This window comes from Cellulomonas terrae, assembly GCF_007990265.1.
Classification (GTDB): Bacteria; Actinomycetota; Actinomycetes; order Actinomycetales; family Cellulomonadaceae; genus Cellulomonas; species Cellulomonas terrae.
In genome coordinates this window covers 94,454-111,298 of sequence record NZ_BJWH01000004.1, presented here as the reverse complement: position 1 = coordinate 111,298, position 16,845 = coordinate 94,454, and the positions used below count along the sequence as shown (strand labels likewise).

At 72.5% G+C, this 16,845-nt stretch carries 12 protein-coding genes; 6 read left to right on the top strand and 6 right to left on the bottom strand.

Translation table 11 applies throughout. The annotated features are described in order from the left end of the window. The first annotated feature begins 20 nt into the window (after positions 1-20). Positions 21-638, top strand: a complete 618-nt coding sequence (gene rfbC / locus CTE05_RS06040; protein WP_146845214.1) for a dTDP-4-dehydrorhamnose 3,5-epimerase — start codon at positions 21-23, stop codon at positions 636-638. Beyond that, positions 631-1,569: a glycosyltransferase family 2 protein gene (locus CTE05_RS06035; RefSeq protein ID WP_146845213.1), complete on the top strand. Its 939-nt coding sequence runs from the start codon at positions 631-633 to the stop codon at positions 1,567-1,569. Before rfbC ends, CTE05_RS06035 begins: the two co-directional genes overlap by 8 nt. Positions 1,570-1,576: 7 nt before the next feature. Here the strand turns inward: CTE05_RS06035 and CTE05_RS06030 are convergent, their stop codons facing one another. Further along, positions 1,577-4,072 (bottom strand): glycosyltransferase, encoded by a 2,496-nt coding sequence (locus CTE05_RS06030; RefSeq protein ID WP_246123333.1) that lies wholly within the window; start codon positions 4,070-4,072, stop codon positions 1,577-1,579. A 77-nt stretch (positions 4,073-4,149) separates the two neighbouring features. Between CTE05_RS06030 and CTE05_RS06025 the strand changes: the two genes are divergently transcribed. Together CTE05_RS06025 and CTE05_RS06020 are read left to right on the top strand one after the other, a co-directional pair. Beyond that, positions 4,150-4,512, top strand: a complete 363-nt coding sequence (locus CTE05_RS06025; RefSeq protein ID WP_146845211.1) for a hypothetical protein — start codon at positions 4,150-4,152, stop codon at positions 4,510-4,512. Next, complete coding sequence (locus tag CTE05_RS06020) at positions 4,509-6,017, top strand: glycosyltransferase family 2 protein (protein WP_146845210.1); 1,509 nt, start codon at positions 4,509-4,511, stop codon at positions 6,015-6,017. Before CTE05_RS06025 ends, CTE05_RS06020 begins: the two co-directional genes overlap by 4 nt. 24 nt (positions 6,018-6,041) lie before the next feature. Here CTE05_RS06020 and CTE05_RS06015 read toward each other — a convergent pair whose 3' ends face one another. The 5 genes from CTE05_RS06015 to CTE05_RS05995 all read right to left on the bottom strand — a co-directional run bounded on the left by CTE05_RS06015 (position 6,042) and on the right by CTE05_RS05995 (position 13,813). Further along, complete coding sequence (locus CTE05_RS06015) at positions 6,042-7,400, bottom strand: glycosyltransferase family 4 protein (RefSeq protein ID WP_246123331.1); 1,359 nt, start codon at positions 7,398-7,400, stop codon at positions 6,042-6,044. Continuing rightward, positions 7,397-8,230 carry an ABC transporter permease gene (locus CTE05_RS06010; RefSeq protein ID WP_146845209.1) on the bottom strand — a complete coding sequence of 278 codons (834 nt, stop codon included), beginning with the start codon at positions 8,228-8,230 and terminating at the stop codon, positions 7,397-7,399. Before CTE05_RS06010 ends, CTE05_RS06015 begins: the two co-directional genes overlap by 4 nt. Before the next feature lie 111 nt (positions 8,231-8,341). Next, positions 8,342-11,092 carry a peptidoglycan recognition protein family protein gene (locus CTE05_RS06005; RefSeq protein ID WP_146845208.1) on the bottom strand — a complete coding sequence of 917 codons (2,751 nt, stop codon included), beginning with the start codon at positions 11,090-11,092 and terminating at the stop codon, positions 8,342-8,344. A gap of 122 nt (positions 11,093-11,214) precedes the next feature. Then, entirely contained in the window at positions 11,215-12,471 is a 1,257-nt protein-coding gene (locus tag CTE05_RS06000; protein WP_246123329.1) for an ABC transporter ATP-binding protein, read from the bottom strand. A gap of 31 nt (positions 12,472-12,502) precedes the next feature. Beyond that, the gene (locus CTE05_RS05995; protein WP_146845207.1) at positions 12,503-13,813 is read right to left on the bottom strand and encodes a class I SAM-dependent methyltransferase; all 1,311 of its coding nucleotides are present in this window, start codon (positions 13,811-13,813) and stop codon (positions 12,503-12,505) included. Positions 13,814-14,053: 240 nt separating this feature from the next. Between CTE05_RS05995 and rfbB the strand changes: the two genes are divergently transcribed. Further along, positions 14,054-15,049 carry a dTDP-glucose 4,6-dehydratase gene (gene rfbB / locus CTE05_RS05990; protein ID WP_146845326.1) on the top strand — a complete coding sequence of 332 codons (996 nt, stop codon included), beginning with the start codon at positions 14,054-14,056 and terminating at the stop codon, positions 15,047-15,049. Positions 15,050-15,122: 73 nt separating this feature from the next. Next, positions 15,123-16,367: an LCP family protein gene (locus CTE05_RS05985; protein WP_246123327.1), complete on the top strand. Its 1,245-nt coding sequence runs from the start codon at positions 15,123-15,125 to the stop codon at positions 16,365-16,367. Positions 16,368-16,845 lie beyond the last annotated feature (478 nt).

The following is a 16,845-nucleotide window of genomic DNA, read 5'->3' as shown; positions in this document are numbered from 1 at the left end:
ATGACGACGAAGGAGATTCCATGCAGGTGCGTGAGCTCACCGTTCCGGGTGCGCTGGAGCTGACCCCCCGCCAGTTCGGCGACGACCGAGGCGTCTTCCTCGAGTGGTTCGCCGGGGCGGCGTTCGAGGAGGCGGTCGGTCACCGGCTCGACCTCGCGCAGGCCAACGCGTCGGTCTCGGCCGCCGGCGTGGTGCGCGGCATCCACTTCGCGGACGTTCCCCCGGGGCAGGCGAAGTACGTCACCTGCGTCCGCGGCGCCGTGCTGGACGTCGTCGTCGACATCCGCGTGGGATCGGCGACGTTCGGCCGGTGGGACTCGGTGCTGCTCGACGACACGGACCGTCGTGCCATCTACCTGGCCGAGGGACTGGGGCACGCCTTCATCTCGCTGGAGGACGACTCGACCGTCGTCTACCTGTGCTCCGCGCCGTACGCCCCGGGCCGCGAGCACGGCATCCACCCGCTGGACCCCGCGCTGGGCATCGACTGGCCGACGGTCGCCCGCGACGGCTCCCCGCTGACGCCCCTGCTCTCGCCGAAGGACGCCGAGGCGCCGACCCTGGCGGAGGCCGAGGCTGCGGGCCTGCTGCCGACGTGGGACGCGGTCCGGTCGTTCGTCGCGACGCTCGGTGCCTGAGGCGCGCACGCCCGCGCCGGACCGCGTCACCGCGGTCGTCGTCACGTACCACCCGGACGTCGCGGCGCTGAGCGAGCTGCTCGACGCGGTCGCGCCGCAGGTGGGCATGGTCGTCGTCGTCGACAACGGCAGCACGCCGGAGACGCTCGCGGCCCTGCGCACCGTCGTCGCCGCGGTGGACGGCGAGGTCGTCGCGCTCGGCGAGAACCTCGGGATCGCGACAGCGCAGAACCGGGGGGTCGAGCGGGCGACGGCGGGTGGCGCCACCGCCGTCCTGCTGCTCGACCAGGACTCCGTCCCGGCCCCGGACATGGTGGCGGTCCTCGAGCGGGCGCTCGCGACCCCCGCCCCCGACGGCCGGCCGGTCGGCGCCGTGGGGGCCGTCGCGCGGGACGACCGTGACGGTGAGCCGCCGTTCGTGTACGCCGCCCAGCGCTTCGGTCCGCGTCGCGTCGAGCTGCCGACCGAGCCGGGCGCGCGCGTCGAGGTCGCCTTCCTCATCGCGTCCGGCTGCCTGGTCGACCTCCGCGCGCTGGAGTCGGTGGGCCCCATGCGCGAGGACTTCTTCATCGACCACGTCGACCTGGAGTGGGGGGTGCGCGCGCGGCGCGCGGGCTGGGTGCTGTACGCCGTCGTCGGTGCGGACCTGCGGCACGAGCTCGGCGACGACCCGCGGCCCGTGCCCGGCCGCGACCGCACCGTCCACGTGCAGTCCGTCGGCCGCAACTACTACATGACCCGCAACACGCTGCTGCTCGTGCGCTCGTCGCTGCTGCCGACGGCGTGGCGGTGGGGCTACCTGTGGTGGATCAGCAAGTACACCGTCTACTACGTGCTGGCCGTCGCACCGCGTCGGCGGCGCGTCCCGCTGCTGCTGCGCGGTCTGCGGGACGGTGCCCTCGGCCGTTCCGGCCCCATGCCCGGGAGCTGACCGGCCGTCAGCGCGCCCGCACCCGCCCGGTGACCCGCCTCACGACAGCCGACACGCCCCCGGCACGGTAGACGCGTCGCGCGGCGACGGCCTTGAGCCGCCACGCCGGCACGGGCCGGCCGGCACGCGGGGGGTAGGTCTCCACCCACGCGTCGGCGGCGCTCAGGGGCTCGTGGGTGGCGACCGGGGTCCAGTCACTCGTGCGCTCGCCCGCGCCGGACGTCACCGTGCGGTGCGCGGCCACGAGGATCTCGCGGTAGCGGTGGCCCTGGTGGGCAGGCGACCAGCGCAGGAGCGCGGCGCGGCGCGCCCTGGTACCGACGAGCGTGCGGTGGTGCTCGTCGGTGATCAGTCGCTCGAGCGCCTCCACCCAGTCGCCGTGGGCGTCCGCGAGGTGCCCCGTGACCCCGTCGTCGATGCTCTCGCGGAACGGCTGCGTCGGGGAGGCGACCGTCGGCGTGGCGACGAGTGCGGCCTCGAGCCACTTGATCGCGGACTTCGCCTCGTTGAACACGCTGTCGAGCACCAGCGGAGCCAGGTTCACGTCGACGTCGCGGAGGCGGTGGGGCAGCTCGGTCCACGGGAGCATCGGGAGCCGACGGACCCGGGCCGCCACCGCCTCCAGCGCCGGGCCCGTGCCGAGGTGCCCGCCGAGCCACAGCTCCACGTCGGGGTGCCGCTGCATCACCTCGACCACGGCCGGCTCGACCAGCGCCCAGTCCGCGTCGTGCGTGGTCGTGCCGGAGAAGTAGCCGATCCGCAGCGGGCCGGGGCGACGCGGGCGGGCCAGCGCCCGCTCGCTGAGCTGGGCGAGGGCGGCACCGACGCCGTTGGCGAACCGGAAGACGGGCATCCCGGTGAGCTCGCCGACCTCCGCGCACAGCTCGGCCGTGCTGCCGATGTACGCGTCGCACGCCTCGAGGGTCGTCCGGTAGCGGGCGACACCACGCCACCAGAGGTCCAGCTCGGCCTCGCTCATCCCTTCGAGACCGTGCACGGAACCGCGCAGGCCCGGGTCGACGATGAGGTCGTCGACGTCGAACAGGACGGGCACCCGCCGATCGCGCGCGCGCACCTGGTCGATCAGGTCGAGCACCTCGTAGGTGGCCGGCACCCGGTAGACGACCACGGCGTCGGCCACGGCGGCGAGGGCGGGCAGCTCGGGATCGCGGTAGTGGCGCACGTCGGTGAAGACGCCGAGCTCCCGGAGGGACTCCGCAGGCAGCTGCGCGCGGTACCGCAACGGCGCGCCCTGGATGCCGACGACGAAGAGCACCCGGCGGATCAGCGGGTCCGGCTCCGCGGGCAGCGCGCCCGCGGTGTCGAGCAGCTCCGCGTAGAGGTCCTCCAGGCCCGTCACCTGGTCGTCCAGGGCACGGATGCGGACGTCGACGGCGGTGCGCTGCATCGCGCGGACGGCCTCACGGTCCCCGACCAGCGAGCGCAGGGCGAGGCCGAGGGCCTGGGGGTCGGCGGCGGGCACGACCAGCCCGTTGATCCCGTCGCGCACGACCTCCTCGGGACCGAGCGTGTCGGTGCACACGACCGCGAGGCCGGCGCCCAGCGCCTCCCTCGTCAGGATCGAGTGCGACTCCCGCATCACGGACGGCAGGACGAGCACGTCGTGCTCCGCGAGGACGGCGTCCAGCTCGTCGGGCGCGTACGACGGTCGCGGTCGGACGTGGTCGCCGAGCACACGTCGTGGCTGGGGCTCCACCCCGTACAGGTCGATGGACCACCCCCCTGCGGGGACCTCCGCGAGGGCGTCGAGCAGGACGGGCAGGCCCTTCATCGGGTCGGGTCCACCGGCGAACAGGAACCGCAGCTCGTCCGACGTGCTGCGCTCGACGTCGGACGCCGGACGGGGCGGCAGACCGTTCTCGTCCACCCGGACCCGGTGCTCGTCGACGCCGTTGGCGATCATCACGTCCGCCGCGCTGCGCGACGGGGCGAGCACCACGTCGGCGTCCTGCAGGTGTGTCGCGAGCGCACGGTTGCGGTCGAGCAGCCACGCGTGGTCGACGGCGCACGGGCACGCCCCGCACGAGACCACGAGGGAGCAGGGCGCCATGTCCGGGGCGACCAGGAACTGCCGCGCGCACGTCCACCAGAAGTCGTGCATCGTCACGACGACCGCGGCGCCCGAGCGCTTGGCCACCGACACGAGACCCGCGCCGATCGTCTGCAGCGAGTGCAGGTGGACGACGTCGACGGGGTGCTCGTCGAGGTACCGCGCGAAGTCCTCCTCGGCGCCGGGGTTCAGGCTGTTGAGCGGGTCCGACCACGCGGTGAACGGCGTGACGGAGATCCAGCGGACGTCCAGACCGGTCTCGTCCGTCTCGTCCCACACCGACAACGGCTCGTGCTCGCCGCCGAGGTGGCCCGCGTACACCCGCACCTCGTGACCACGCGCGGCGAGGCCCCGGGCGAGCCGCTGCGGCACGAGGGTGCCGCCGCTCGTGAGATTCGGAGGGTAGTGAGCGGAGACGACCAGGATGCGCACCTGGCCCATCGTAGGCGCCCTCAGGTCACCTCCAGTTGGACGTCGGCCCAGGACGCCGGATGCCCTACATTGCTGACATGCCGATCGACGACGAGCGAGCAGCCTGGCTCACCGGCCTGCGCATCGCAGACCGTGACATCCACGAGGCGCTCGACGCCGAGGTCGCCGCCCGCGAGATCGCGGGGCTCCACCTCCGCGTCGCCGCGCTGCACGCCCAGGTCGACGGCCTGCGTGGCGCGGTCCGGGTGCGCGACGAGCTGCTCCGGGACCACCAGGTGGCCATCGCGGAGCGCGACGTCCGCATCGAGACCCTCCTGCACTCGGGCACGGGTGCGCCGTCCCACACCCCCGCCGCCACGCTCGTCGCCCACCTCGTCCAGCGGGCCGCCCGCGTCCCCGGCAGGATCGTGCGGTCCGCCACCCGCGTCGCCGGTCGATGACCGCGCCCGTCTTCTCGCTCCTCGTCGCTGCCGGCCACGACCACGACGGCGCGCTCGCCACCGTCGGGGCCGCCGCGCTCGTCCGGGAGGCCGCGGCCGCCTGGGAGCTGGTCCTCGTCACCGCGACGCCGACGGGGGTGCACCACCCCTGGCTGCGCGAGCTGGTCGTGCCGGACGCCACGCTGAGCGGACAGCTCACCGCAGCCCTCGCCGCGGCCCGCGGCACCTGGGTGGCGGTCCTGGGCGCCGGCGACCGCCTCGAGCCCGGCGCGCTGGAGGCCGTGCACAGCCGCCTCCGGAGCGCGCCGGAGCTCGACGTCCTCTACACCGACGAGCAGTGGCCCGGAGCCGGGGCCGAGGGCATCTTCACCAAGCCCGCGTGGGCGCCCGAGTACGAGCGCGGGCTCGACTACCTGGGCCGGATCTGCCTCCTGCGTCGCACGCTCCTCCTGGCCGTCGGCGGGTTCACCGCCGAGTCGGCCGGCGCCGAGGAGTGGGACGCGCACCTGCGCGTGGTCGAGCGCACGGACCGGATCGCGCACCTGCCGTTCATCGGGGTCAGCCGTCCGGCGGCCCCCTCTGTCACGGACGACACCTGGGACGCGGGCGAGCACGCGGTGGCGCGTCACTTCGCCCGTGCGGGGCAGCAGGTACGCACGGGACGGGGGCCGTACCCCGGCGGGATCACGGTCTGGCGCGAGTCCGACGACCAGCCCCTGGTCTCGATCGTCGTCCCCACAGGAGGCGGTCGACGCACGGTACGAGGCCGCGACGAGCTCCTCGTCGAGCTGTGCGCGCGCTCGCTCGTGGAGCGGACCGACTACGAGCACTGGGAGCTCGTCCTCGTCCCCTCCGAGGGCACGTCACCCGCCGTCGTCGACCAGGTGCGGCAGATCGTCGGCGACCGGCTCGTGGTCGCGCCCGCCCCCGGCGAGTTCAACTTCTCGCGCTCCGTCAACATCGGCGCCGCGGCCGCCACGGGCGACCACGTCCTGCTGCTGAACGACGACATCGAGTCCATCGACGCCGACTGGTTGAGCCGGATGGTCTCCGTGCTGCACGACCCGTCCATCGGCGCCGTGGGCGCCCGCCTGGTGCACGAGGACGGCAGGCTCCAGCACGTCGGTGTCGTCTACTCCGACCGCTGGCTGCCGTGGCACGCGCTGCAGGGGAACCCCGACGGCTTCACGCACTTCGGGCTCGGCCTCCTGGACACGGACTTCGTCGCGGCGACGGGTGCCTGCCTGCTCCTGTCCCGCGCGGACTTCCTGGAGCTCGGCGGGCTTCCCGAGGACCTGCCGCTCAACTACAACGACGTCGACCTGTGCCACAAGGTCGTGCGCTCGGGTCGACGCGTCGTGGTGACCCCGGCAGCACGTCTGCACCACTACGAGTCGTCGACCAGGGACGCGGAGATCCTCACCGCCGAGGTCGACCTGCTCCAGCAGCGGTGGGCGTGGCTGGCGTGGGCCGACCCGTGGGAGAACACCCGCAGCGTGCACTGATCCCGCTCGCGCCGCGGGAGCGGGTCAGCGCTGCCCGAGGGCCTTGAGCCGGTGGGCCACCTTGCTCGCTGCGTGCCGCAGACCGCCCTGCCGCAGGTGCCGGCCGAGAGCGGACACGTCGTCGCGCACGGACCGACGCGCCCGCACGGGTCCGCCCGCGGGCGTGTCGGCCAGGCGCGCGGCGTCGGCGGCGCGCCGCGGGTCGGCGCACACTGCCGAGACGGGCGCGAGGACACGGGGCCACGTGAAGTCCTCCGCGACGCGGCGCACGTTGGCCGCCGTCGCAGCGCGTGCGAGCGGGTCCCGCAGGAGGCCGCCGAGCGCGTCGGCGAGCGCGTCGACGTCCTCGGGCGGCACCGCGACACCGAGGCCCTCGCGCTCGATGAGGCCCGCGAAGGCGTCACCGTCCGTGCTCACGATCGGCAGACCGGCCCAGAGGTAGTCGAGGATGCGGGTCCGGAAGGAGAACTCCGTCTCGATGCCCGGGTAGTGGCACGAGACGCCCAGGTCCGCGTCGAGCAGGTAGTCGGCCCGACGCTCGTACGGCACCCAGTCCTCGTTGAAGAAGACGAAGGTTCCCGTGAGGCCCAGCTCCGCCGACAGCTCCCGCACCGACCGGGCCATCCGCATCTCGGGCACGTCCGGGTTCGGGTGCTTCATGCCGAGGAAGTAGAGCCGGACCTCGGGCACGGTGTGCCGCAGCGCATCGACGGCGCGCACCAGCGTCAGCGGGTCGAACCAGTTGTAGACGCCCCCGCCCCAGAGCACGACCAGGTCGTCCGGGCCGATGCCGGGCACGACACCCTTGATCGCCACGGACCGGCGGACCGGCGCGTCCGGCGAGATCCCGAACGGCACGATGCGGACGAGGTCACGCAGGCCCGGGTCGGCGTCGTACGTGAGCGGGTTGAGGCGGCCGGCTGCGGCGAGGTGCCCGACCCACAGGTCCCGCTGGCGGTCCGACGCGCACAGGAAGACGTCACCCCGACCGATCTGCGCGTCGAGCTCACGCAGCGCCGACGCCAGGGAGGCGTCCCGCTGCGCGAGCGGCTGGTGCCGCCCGACCTCGAGGCTCTCGATGTGGAACGGGTCGTACAGGTCCACCACGAGCACCACGTCCGCCTGCCGCAACCAGGGGAAGGTGGCGGCGACGTACCCCTGCAGGACCACCACGTCCGCCGAGTCCACGGCCGCGCGGAAGTCCTCCACGCCGATGTGCACGGCGTCGAAGGCGTCCGACCTGCGCGAGCACTCGCCGAACGTCACGAGCCGGACGTCGTGCTCCGCCGACAGGTGCTGGGCGATCTCCCACGCGCGGATGGCGGGCCCGGCCATCTGGTCGGCGACGCGGTCCAGCGTCACCACCAGGACGCGGTGCCTCACAGCACCTCGGCCAGACGACGCTGGTGCCGGTCGAAGACCCAGCCGCCCACGACGATCGCCACGAGCGCCCAGACCACGCACTCCATGGCCGACCCCGCCGACGGGAGGCGGTTGTCGTACAGCAGGTTCCGGAAGACCTCCGTGAAGCTCTCCATCGGGTTCAGCTGGTAGATGTCCAGCACGGTGATGTCACCGATCAGGGGCCCGACCCGGGCGGACTGCTTCGCGACCTCCGAGATCGGGTACAGGATCGGCGTGAGGTAGAACCAGACCATGAACAGGATCGTCACCAGGTGCTGGGTGTCGCGGAAGTAGGCGTTCGCGATCGACAGCATCAGCGCCACACCGAGCGAGAACACCAGCAGGACCGCCATCGCCACGACGACCAGGGGCACGAACGGCAGGACGTTCGCACCGGCGAGGAGGATCGCGATGACGAGGACGACCATCTCGATCGACCACGTGTAGCTGGACGCCAGGGTGTTGGCCACGACCAGCGCCGACCGCGGGAAGTACACCTTCTTGATGAGGTTCTCGCTCCCCACCAGCGAGGACATCCCCCCGGTGACGACGGCCGTGAAGAACGACCACGGCAGCAGGGCGCACATCAGCCACAGCGCGAAGATGTCGAGCCCGCTGGGCACGCCCGGGCCGGGGTCGATCCGGATGATCACCGAGAAGACGAGGGTGTACACGAGCATCTGCGCGAGCGGGTTCGCCAGCGACCAGAGCTGACCCAGCACGGTCCGCTTGTACTTCCCCTTGACCTCACGACGCGTGAGGTTGACGAGGAGCTCGCGGGACGTCCGGATGTCAGCGACCAGACTCACAACGCCTCCGTGCAGGGTGGATTGGTGACGGCGGGCGTGATCTCGACTGGCCGGACGTCATACATCGACAGCCGCACACGATACCTCCCAGACCACCGGCACCCTCACCGGTCAGGGTCCGAACCACCCCTGCAGGTCGACGATCGCCTGCACGCTCCCCGCGTCGTTGTACACCTGGATCACACCGTCGGCACCGGTTCCGACGACCGCCACGTTCGCCTGGTCCCGACCCCACCCGGTGTTCATGTCGGACGCCAGAGGACGGGCGGCGCCCGAGCGCCACGCCGTGAGGAAGGTCATCCCCGCGGACTGCTGGGTCGCGGTGACCACGACGATCCCGGCGGTGGCGCTCGACGGCAGACCGGCCGGCCGCAGCGGGACGCTCCGGACCCCCTGCGGGCCCAGCGGCCCGCCCGTCACGCGCGTGTCCACCGCCCGCACCGGGACCATCGGGTTGTAGCCGTCGGTGCCCCCGGGGCCGAACCACCCGACGACGTCGAGGACGACGTGCGCCGACGAACCCTGCAGGGCGAGGTCCAGGGCGCCGTCGGAGCCGAGCACGATGACCTGGCGGTTGCTGACGTTGTTGCCCGGCAGGTGGTTGACGCTCGACACGACGGGCCGGGCGCCCCCGCTGGGATAGGCGACGATGTTGCCGACCCCGCCCGGCAGGACCGACGTGATGTTCATCATGACCGCTCGCGCGTCGGCAGGGATGCCCTGTCGTCCGGCGACCTGGACGCGCCGGGTCGCGGTGGACGTCAGCTGGCCACCGTCGGAGCGGGAGTCGAGGACGCGGACACCCGTGGCGAGAGGTCGGTACGCCGGCGCGCTGGCGTCGGTCGTGAAGTAGCCCGTGACGTCGACGATGGCGTGGGTCGAGCCGGCGTTGTTGTAGATGCTGACCTTTCCCTCGCCGCCCACCCCCACGAAGGCGCCCGACGCCGTGGTCGAGCGCTCGTCCGTGTTCAGGTTCGACGTGTCGGGCATCGGGGCGCCGGCGGGCCAGGTGCGCAGGAACGTCACGCCCGACGACCCCACGGACGTCACGTTCAGCGCCACGGCGGCTGCGTCGGCCGGGACCCCTGCCACGCCGGCGACGGTGACGTCCATGCGTGACGCCGGACCGAGCGAGGCCCCCGTGAGCCGGGTGTCCACCAGGCGGGTCGGAGAGATGGGCACGAAGTGGAGGTCGGTCCCGAGGGGTCGGCCGGCCACCGTCGGCGGGTTCTGGCTGCCCTGCACCGTGAACGGCCGGGACCACGGGATGACGCTCGCGCCCGTGCCCGCCTCCGTCCCGACGAGGTCGAGGCGGTACGGGCCGGCACCGAGCCGCACGCCCGCGTTCGACCGGCCGTCCCAGGCGACGACGGTGCCCCCGCCGCTGGAGCCTGCGGTCCCCGTCGAGCTCACGAGCTGGACACCCGTGCGCTGGTCGGTGATGGTCATCGTCCAGTTGATGGCGGAGTTGACGCCCGCGACCACGCTGAGCCCACCGCCGTACTGGACGGTGGAGGTGGACAGCGACGGGTTCACGAAGGCGGCGCCGACGAGCTCGCGGGCACGCTGCTTGATCGCGCCCAGGACCGCGTACCCCGCCTCGCCCGGGCACGCCGTGAACGCCACGTCCCGGTGCCCGAAGACGACCGGCAGCGCGAGCGACGTCCCCGCCGCGTAGCGGGAGTTGTCCCCGCCCAGGGTCGTGTAGCCGACGGTGCTGCCCGGGTCACGGTGGTACGAGGCCATCCGCCACGCGATGAGCCGCGCGACGCTCTCCCGCTGCGCGGCCGACGGGGCCGTCGCGCTGTAGTCGCCGAGCATGGAGATGCCGACGGTCGCGGTGTTGAAGCCCCCCGCGTGCACGCCGATGACGGGCTGCTCGCCCGATCCCGCGCGGCCTTCGTAGACGTTGCCCCACTTGTCGACGACGTAGTTGTAGCCGAGGTCGCACCATCCCCGGGCGTCCTGGTGGTACCGCTGGTCGGCACGCAGCTGCTCCATGGCCTGCGCGACCGTGCTGTACGTGTTGGGACCCGCGGTGTGGTGCACCGCCGACGCGAGGAGCGTCGACGCGACGTCGAACGCGCAGCGTTGCGGAGCCGCACCCCACCCGGCGCGGGTGATGATCGCCGGTGCCGGAGCGGCGGCGGACACGGCGACGGACTCGACACGACCGAGCGTCGACCGTGAGGCGGAGCCGCCGGCCTCCGACCGCCGGACCACGTCCGTCGTCGCGTCGTCCGTCGTCGCGTCGCTCGTCGTCGCGTCGTCCGCGTCGTCCGTCGTCGCGTCGTCCGTCGTCGCGTCGTCCGTCGTCGCGTCGCCCACCAGCGCGACGCGGACGTCGTCCACGCTGCGGGCCGCGCCGTCGAACGACAGCTGCAGGTGGCTCGCGCCGTCGATCCAGAGCGAACCCGTGCCCGCCCGGATGTCCCGGGACGCCTCGAGCGTCCCGGTGTCGGGCGCCGACGAGTCGCCCTCGAACTCCATCCACTCCGACCACGTGCCGTCCGTCAGGGTCCGCACGGAGACCTCGACCCCGGGGTCGGACGGCTCGGCCTCCCACGTGACCCCGACGCTCTTGTAGCCGTCGGCGGCCACGGTCTCGCTCACGATCCGGTCACCGCCCGACTCGCTCCTGGTCGCCACCGTGTCGTCCGTGGGGCTCGCGGGCACCTGCGCCGCGATGTCGACCGGGACCTGGTCCACGACGAGCTCGGACGTGTCGGCCGGGGGTGTGATCGGAGGAGCAGCGGGCGCTGTCCGCGTCGACGCCGACGCAGTCGGGCCGGCCTGCGCGGCAGCGACGCCCGTCACCGGCACGGCCAGCATCGCGGACGCACCGACGGCGAGCATCGCCATCCCCCTGGTCGTCCTGGACCGTGCGCGCATCCTTGCCCCCTCCGAAGAACCCCTGCCGAGGGAAGCAGGGGGAGGTGAGGAGGTCAAGCGCGCAACGCCGAAACGTTCCAGTGATCCCCCGTTCAGGCGGGTTCGGTCTCCCCCTCGGCGCGGGCGGCCGTCACGACCGGTGCCGCGTAGGGCGCCGACGGGGCCGGTTCGCCCCACGCCCCGCGCAGCGACACCAGCCCTCCCATCTCCTCGTGCGGGCGCCTGGCCACGCTGAACTCCGCACCGTCGCGCAGGTAGTCGAACACGTGCGTGGTCGACGAGTCCGTGATGGCCGCGTCGACGCGGAACGAGCCCGCCTGCAGCGCGAGGGACGGCACGGTGCAGTCGATGGTCCCGGGCCCCTCGATGTGGTCGAGGGGCCGGTTCGTGTCGCGGGTGTTGTTCGCCCAGAGGTGGACGCCGTCGTGCGACTCCATCGCCAGACCGAAGACCGGGCGGTCGACGCGCTGGTGCGCCGTGAAGTGGACGCGGATCGTGAGCTCGTCGCCGGTGTTCAGGGGACGGGAGACAGGCTCGCGCCCGGACAGCAGCTCGACGGAGTGGATCTGCGCCTCGCCGCTGCCCCAGTGGCTCGACCCGTCGGCGCCGTGGTGAGCGTCCGCCCGCGTGGACTCCTGGTAGCGGTCGAGGATGCCCGGCGCCGGTCCCGTCTCGACGAGCTTCCCGTGCGACAGCCACGCGACGTCGTCGCACATGTTCTGCAGCGAGGGGAGCGAGTGGCTCACGACCACCACCGTCCGGCCGTCGCGCTTGAAGTCGAGGAACTTCTCTGCGCACTTCTCCTGGAAGGCGGCGTCGCCCACGGCCAGCACCTCGTCGACCAGCAGGATCTCCGGGTCGACGTTGATGGCGATGGCGAACCCGAGCCGGACGTACATCCCCGAGGAGTAGTTCTTCACCGGCTGGTCGATGAACTGCTCGACGCCGGCGAAGTCGACGATCTCGTCGAACTTCCGGTCGATCTCGCTCCGGGACATGCCCAGGATCGCGCCGTTGAGCCGCACGTTCTCCCGCCCCGAGAGCTCGGGGTGGAAGCCGGAGCCGACCTCGAGGAGCGCCGCGACGCGACCGTTGACACGGATCGACCCGCGGTCGGGGGTCAGGATCTTCGCGATCGTCTTCAGGAGCGTCGACTTGCCCGACCCGTTGTCGCCGATCAGCCCGAACGTGCCGCCCTGCGGGATCTCGAAGGACACGTCGTCGAGGGCCCAGAACTCCTCGAACACCGCTCGCCGGCGCCGCATCACCGCGGACTTCAGCGTCTGGTTGCGCTCGTGGTAGATGCGGAAGCGCTTGGCGACGTGGTCGACCTCGATGGAGGCAGTCACGACGACGCGCCGTTCCGCACGACCCGCGCGCTCATCCGCGCCCCACGTTCCGCCGCACCGCACGCAACGGACGGGTGACCCGCCACGACACGGATCCCTCGAGCAGCCGCAGCCGCTCCTCGCTGGCCGCGAGCCGCTCGTGCACGGCCGCCAGCGCTGCCGTCTGCTCCGCGTCCCGCTGGTCGGCCGAGGCGAGGCGGCTCTGGATGTCGGCGCGCTCGCCGCGAGCGTGCCGGAGAGCATCCTCGAGCTCGGCGCGCTCGGGCTCGAGCGCGTCGGCGCCCTGACCGGACTCGACGCGGGCGAGCTGGGCCGTCAGCCGGGCTCGCTGCTCGCGCACCGCGGCCAGCTCCTCACGCACCCGCTCCCGTTCCGCGGAGGACTCCACGGCGAACCTCTCGGAGACCTGGTCGGCCAGGATGTACGACGATCCTCCGGCGACCTCGTCGAAGGCGCGGAAGCGGGGCTCGCGGTCGAACACGACGACGGAGTCGTAGAAGTGCACGCCACCGAGCTGACGCGCCCACACCGACGAGCGGTCGAGGTCGCGGTGGTGCTGCGAGTTCAGGTCGTCGGTCCGTGCCCGTGCCCAGGCGACGAACGACCCGGGCTCGTCCAGCCCGCCGCCGAAGGCCGGCCAGTACGAGGTGTGGGTGTCCTCGACGATGAGCAGCCCGTCCTCGGCGATGAGCGGGAAGAGCGTCTCCGCCGTCACGATCTGCTGCTGCATCGTGTGACCGCCGTCGTCGATGACGACGTCGAACGGGCCGTAGGTGTCGTGCAGGCGCCGGAGGAACGCGGGGTCCGCCTGGTCGCCCAGCTCGACGACGAACCGCCCGTCGACGGCCCGCACCGCGGCCTCGTCGATGTCGGCCCCGACGATGACCGCGTCCTTGCCGAAGTACCGCTGCCACATGGTGAGCCCGCCGCCGCGGTACACGCCGATCTCGAGCACACGGACAGGGCGTCCGCGGTAGCGCTCGAGGTGGCGGTGGTAGATCGGGAAGTAGTGCGGCCACTTGTGCAGGACCCCGCCCGCGCGGTTGGCGAGGAAGTAGGAGTAGAGCGGGTTCTCCGCCAGCTCGGCCCAGCGGTCACCCAGGTAGAAGGCCGCTCGGTAGCACTCGTTGATGATGTCCTTCTCGGCGCCCTCGTCGGCGAGCGCATCGCCGAGGAGCCGCGCCGTCTCGACCGACGACTCGCCCGACTCGAGCACCTCGGTCAGCCGGGCCCGCTGCGACTCGGGGATCCCGTCCGTCTCCCCCAGGATCTGGAGGGCGTGGGCGGGATCGCTCCTCGAGACCGAGTACAGGACCCGGGCGATGGTGGTTCGGTCGAGCATCACTCACTCCTCTGCGTGACGTCGCGGGGCTGCTGTGCTGCCCGGCGCCGTCGCGGGGCCGTCCGTCGGTCGACGGTCTCGTGTGTGCACGTCACAGGCGCCGGACGGCGTCGCGGTGGAGCGTGCAACGCGAAACGCTACCAGCGACTCGTCCGACGGCCGCGACCGGGCTCGTGCCTGCGCCGAAACCCGCTCGGCTACGCTGTGGTGGCCTTTCCCGCGTACCCGGAGGTTCCTCTCGTGCACCTGCTCGTCACCGGCGGAGCCGGCTTCATCGGCTCCAACTTCGTCCACCAGACCGTGCGCGAGCGTCCCGACGTGCAGGTCACCGTGCTCGACGCGCTGACGTACGCGGGCGACGAGCGGAGCCTGGACCCGGTCGACGGGAAGATCGTGTTCGCCAAGGGTGACGTCGCCGACCCGGACGTCGTCGACAGCCTCGTCAAGGACGTCGACCTGGTGGTCCACTTCGCCGCCGAGTCGCACAACGACAACTCCCTGCACGACCCGTGGCCGTTCCTGCGCACGAACATCATCGGCACCTACCAGCTGCTCGAGGCGGTGCGGCGCCACGACGTGCGGTTCCACCACATCTCGACGGACGAGGTCTACGGCGACCTCGAGCTGGACGACCCGGCGAAGTTCACGCCGGACACCCCGTACAACCCCTCGAGCCCCTACTCGTCGACGAAGGCCGCGTCGGACCTCCTGGTCCGGGCCTGGGCCCGCAGCTTCGGGGTCCGCGCGACGATCTCCAACTGCTCGAACAACTACGGGCCCTACCAGCACGTGGAGAAGTTCATCCCGCGGCAGATCACCAACGTCATCGACGGGGTGCGCCCCAAGCTCTACGGCTCGGGCGAGAACGTGCGCGACTGGATCCACGTCGAGGACCACAACAGCGCCGTCTGGGCGATCATCGAGCGCGGCCGTCTCGGCGAGACGTACCTCATCGGGGCGGACGGCGAGGAGAACAACAAGACCGTCGTCGAGGACATCCTCGAGATCATGGGGCAGCCGGCCGACGCGTACGACCTCGTGAGCGACCGGCCGGGGCACGACCTGCGCTACGCGATCGACTCCACGAAGCTCCGCGACGACCTCGGCTGGGAGCCGCGGTACCCGAACTTCCGGGCCGGGCTCGAGGCGACGGTGGCCTGGTACCAGGCGAACGAGGCGTGGTGGCGGCCGCAGAAGGACGCCACCGAGGCCAAGTACGCCCAGCTGGGTCGCTGATCTGCACAGATCCTCCACGACGCCCGTGCGTGCGCTCCCCCGGAGAGACGGGTGGCGCTCCTACGATCGTCCGGTGACCTCCCGCCACGCTGCTGTTCAGCGCCCTCGTGCCGCCCGGCACTCCCGTCGTGTGCGCACCCACGGCGTCGTCCGTGGGATCGCGCTCGGCGTCGTCGCCGTCGTCGTCTTCGGCGCGAGCGGGGTGGCCGCGGTCGCAGCCAAGCTGAACGGCAACATGGAGAAGGTCGACGTCTCGGCGCTCGTGAACCCGATGCCCTCGGCGACCACGGAGCCCGACCCCGACGACCCGAACGCCGGCCAGGCCGTGAACATCCTGATCCTCGGCTCCGACCAGCGCGACGGTGTGAACGCCGAGATCGGTGGCGAGGCCGCGGGCATGCGCTCCGACACGACGATGGTCCTGCACATCTCCGCCGACCGGTCGCGGGTCGAGCTCGTGTCCATCCCGCGCGACTCCCTGGTGGACATCCCGTCGTGCACGATGACGAACGGGAAGACCACCCGCGCGACCCACGGCATGTTCAACTCGGCCTTCGCGACGGGCTGGGACAACGGCGGCGACATGACGTCGGCCGCCGCCTGCACGATCAACACGGTGCAGCTCAACACCGGCCTCACCATCGACCACTTCGTCGTCGTCGACTTCGCCGGCTTCCAGCAGATGGTCACGTCCATCGGCGGGGTGCCCATGTGCATCCCGACGAAGATGGAGTCCCAGCTGGCGGGGCTGTCGCTCCAGCCTGGCTTCCAGACGCTCGACGGCCCGACGGCCCTCGCCTACGCCCGGGCGCGCAAGGGTCCCGGGGTGGGCGACGGCTCGGACACGAACCGCATCGGGAACCAGCAGAAGCTCATCGCCGCGATGGTCCGCGAGGTCCTCTCCCGGGACGTCCTGACCAACCCGCAGAAGCTGATCTCGTTCCTGAGCGCTGCGACGGGCTCGCTGACGACGGACAACGGGATGTCGATCGGCAACATGACCGGCCTCGCCTACAACCTTCGCAACATCAGCAGTGGCAACATCACCTTCATGACGATCCCGTTCGCCCCCGCGAAGTCGGACCCCAACCGGGTCGAGTGGACGTCCGCGGCCGACGCCGTGTGGGCGAACATGGCCAACGACGTGCCGGCTCTCGGCGAGGCCCCGACGGCACCTGCCACGACGGCCCCTCCCGCGGCCCCGGACGCCACCGCCGCCCCGGAGGTCCCGGCGACGCCGGTGCAGCCGACCCCGGTGGAGACGAAGAAGGCCGGGCACGAGGCGTTCAGCGTCGACGACACGACGGACGTCTGCTGACGCATGGCTTCCGACGAGCGGACCTCGCGCACACCCCCGCCGAGCTTCGCGCCCGGTGCCTCGGCCCGTCCGGCACGTCCGGCCGACGCCGAGCCGATCGTGGTCGGCCGGCCGTCTCGTCCGGCGACGCCGCACCGGGCAACCCGCGCTCCGGCCGCAGGTGAGGGGCGGACGCCCCGACCTTCAGCCGGCTCCACCGACGCCCGGCCATCGGCGGGCCGCCCGCCGACCATCGCCCCCGCGGGGCAGGGCGCACGGCCGGCTCGAGCCTCCGAGCGCGTCCCGGTCCCGGGACGCTCCGGTCAGCAGGCGACCCCCGCTGCCGCGCCGGCCACCGCGCCCCGGTCCATGTCGTCACGGCCGGCGACGAGTCGCCCGGCGCAGCCGGTCCGGCCCGCCGGTGGGCGTCCGCCCGCCGGGCCGACCGGCCCCCGGCCACCGGCACCGACCGCGCAACCCGGGTCGCGGCGCAGCCGGA

Excerpts from the sequence above, each read along its gene's own strand:
- CTE05_RS06020 (WP_146845210.1), top strand. The coding sequence starts at position 4,509 with ATGACCGCGCCCGTCTTCTCGCTCCTCGTCGCTGCCGGCCACGACCAC.
- CTE05_RS06005 (WP_146845208.1), bottom strand. The coding sequence starts at position 11,092 with ATGGCGATGCTCGCCGTCGGTGCGTCCGCGATGCTGGCCGTGCCGGTG.
- CTE05_RS06025 (WP_146845211.1), top strand. The coding sequence starts at position 4,150 with ATGCCGATCGACGACGAGCGAGCAGCCTGGCTCACCGGCCTGCGCATC.
- rfbC (WP_146845214.1), top strand. The coding sequence starts at position 21 with ATGCAGGTGCGTGAGCTCACCGTTCCGGGTGCGCTGGAGCTGACCCCC.
- CTE05_RS05995 (WP_146845207.1), bottom strand. The coding sequence starts at position 13,813 with ATGCTCGACCGAACCACCATCGCCCGGGTCCTGTACTCGGTCTCGAGG.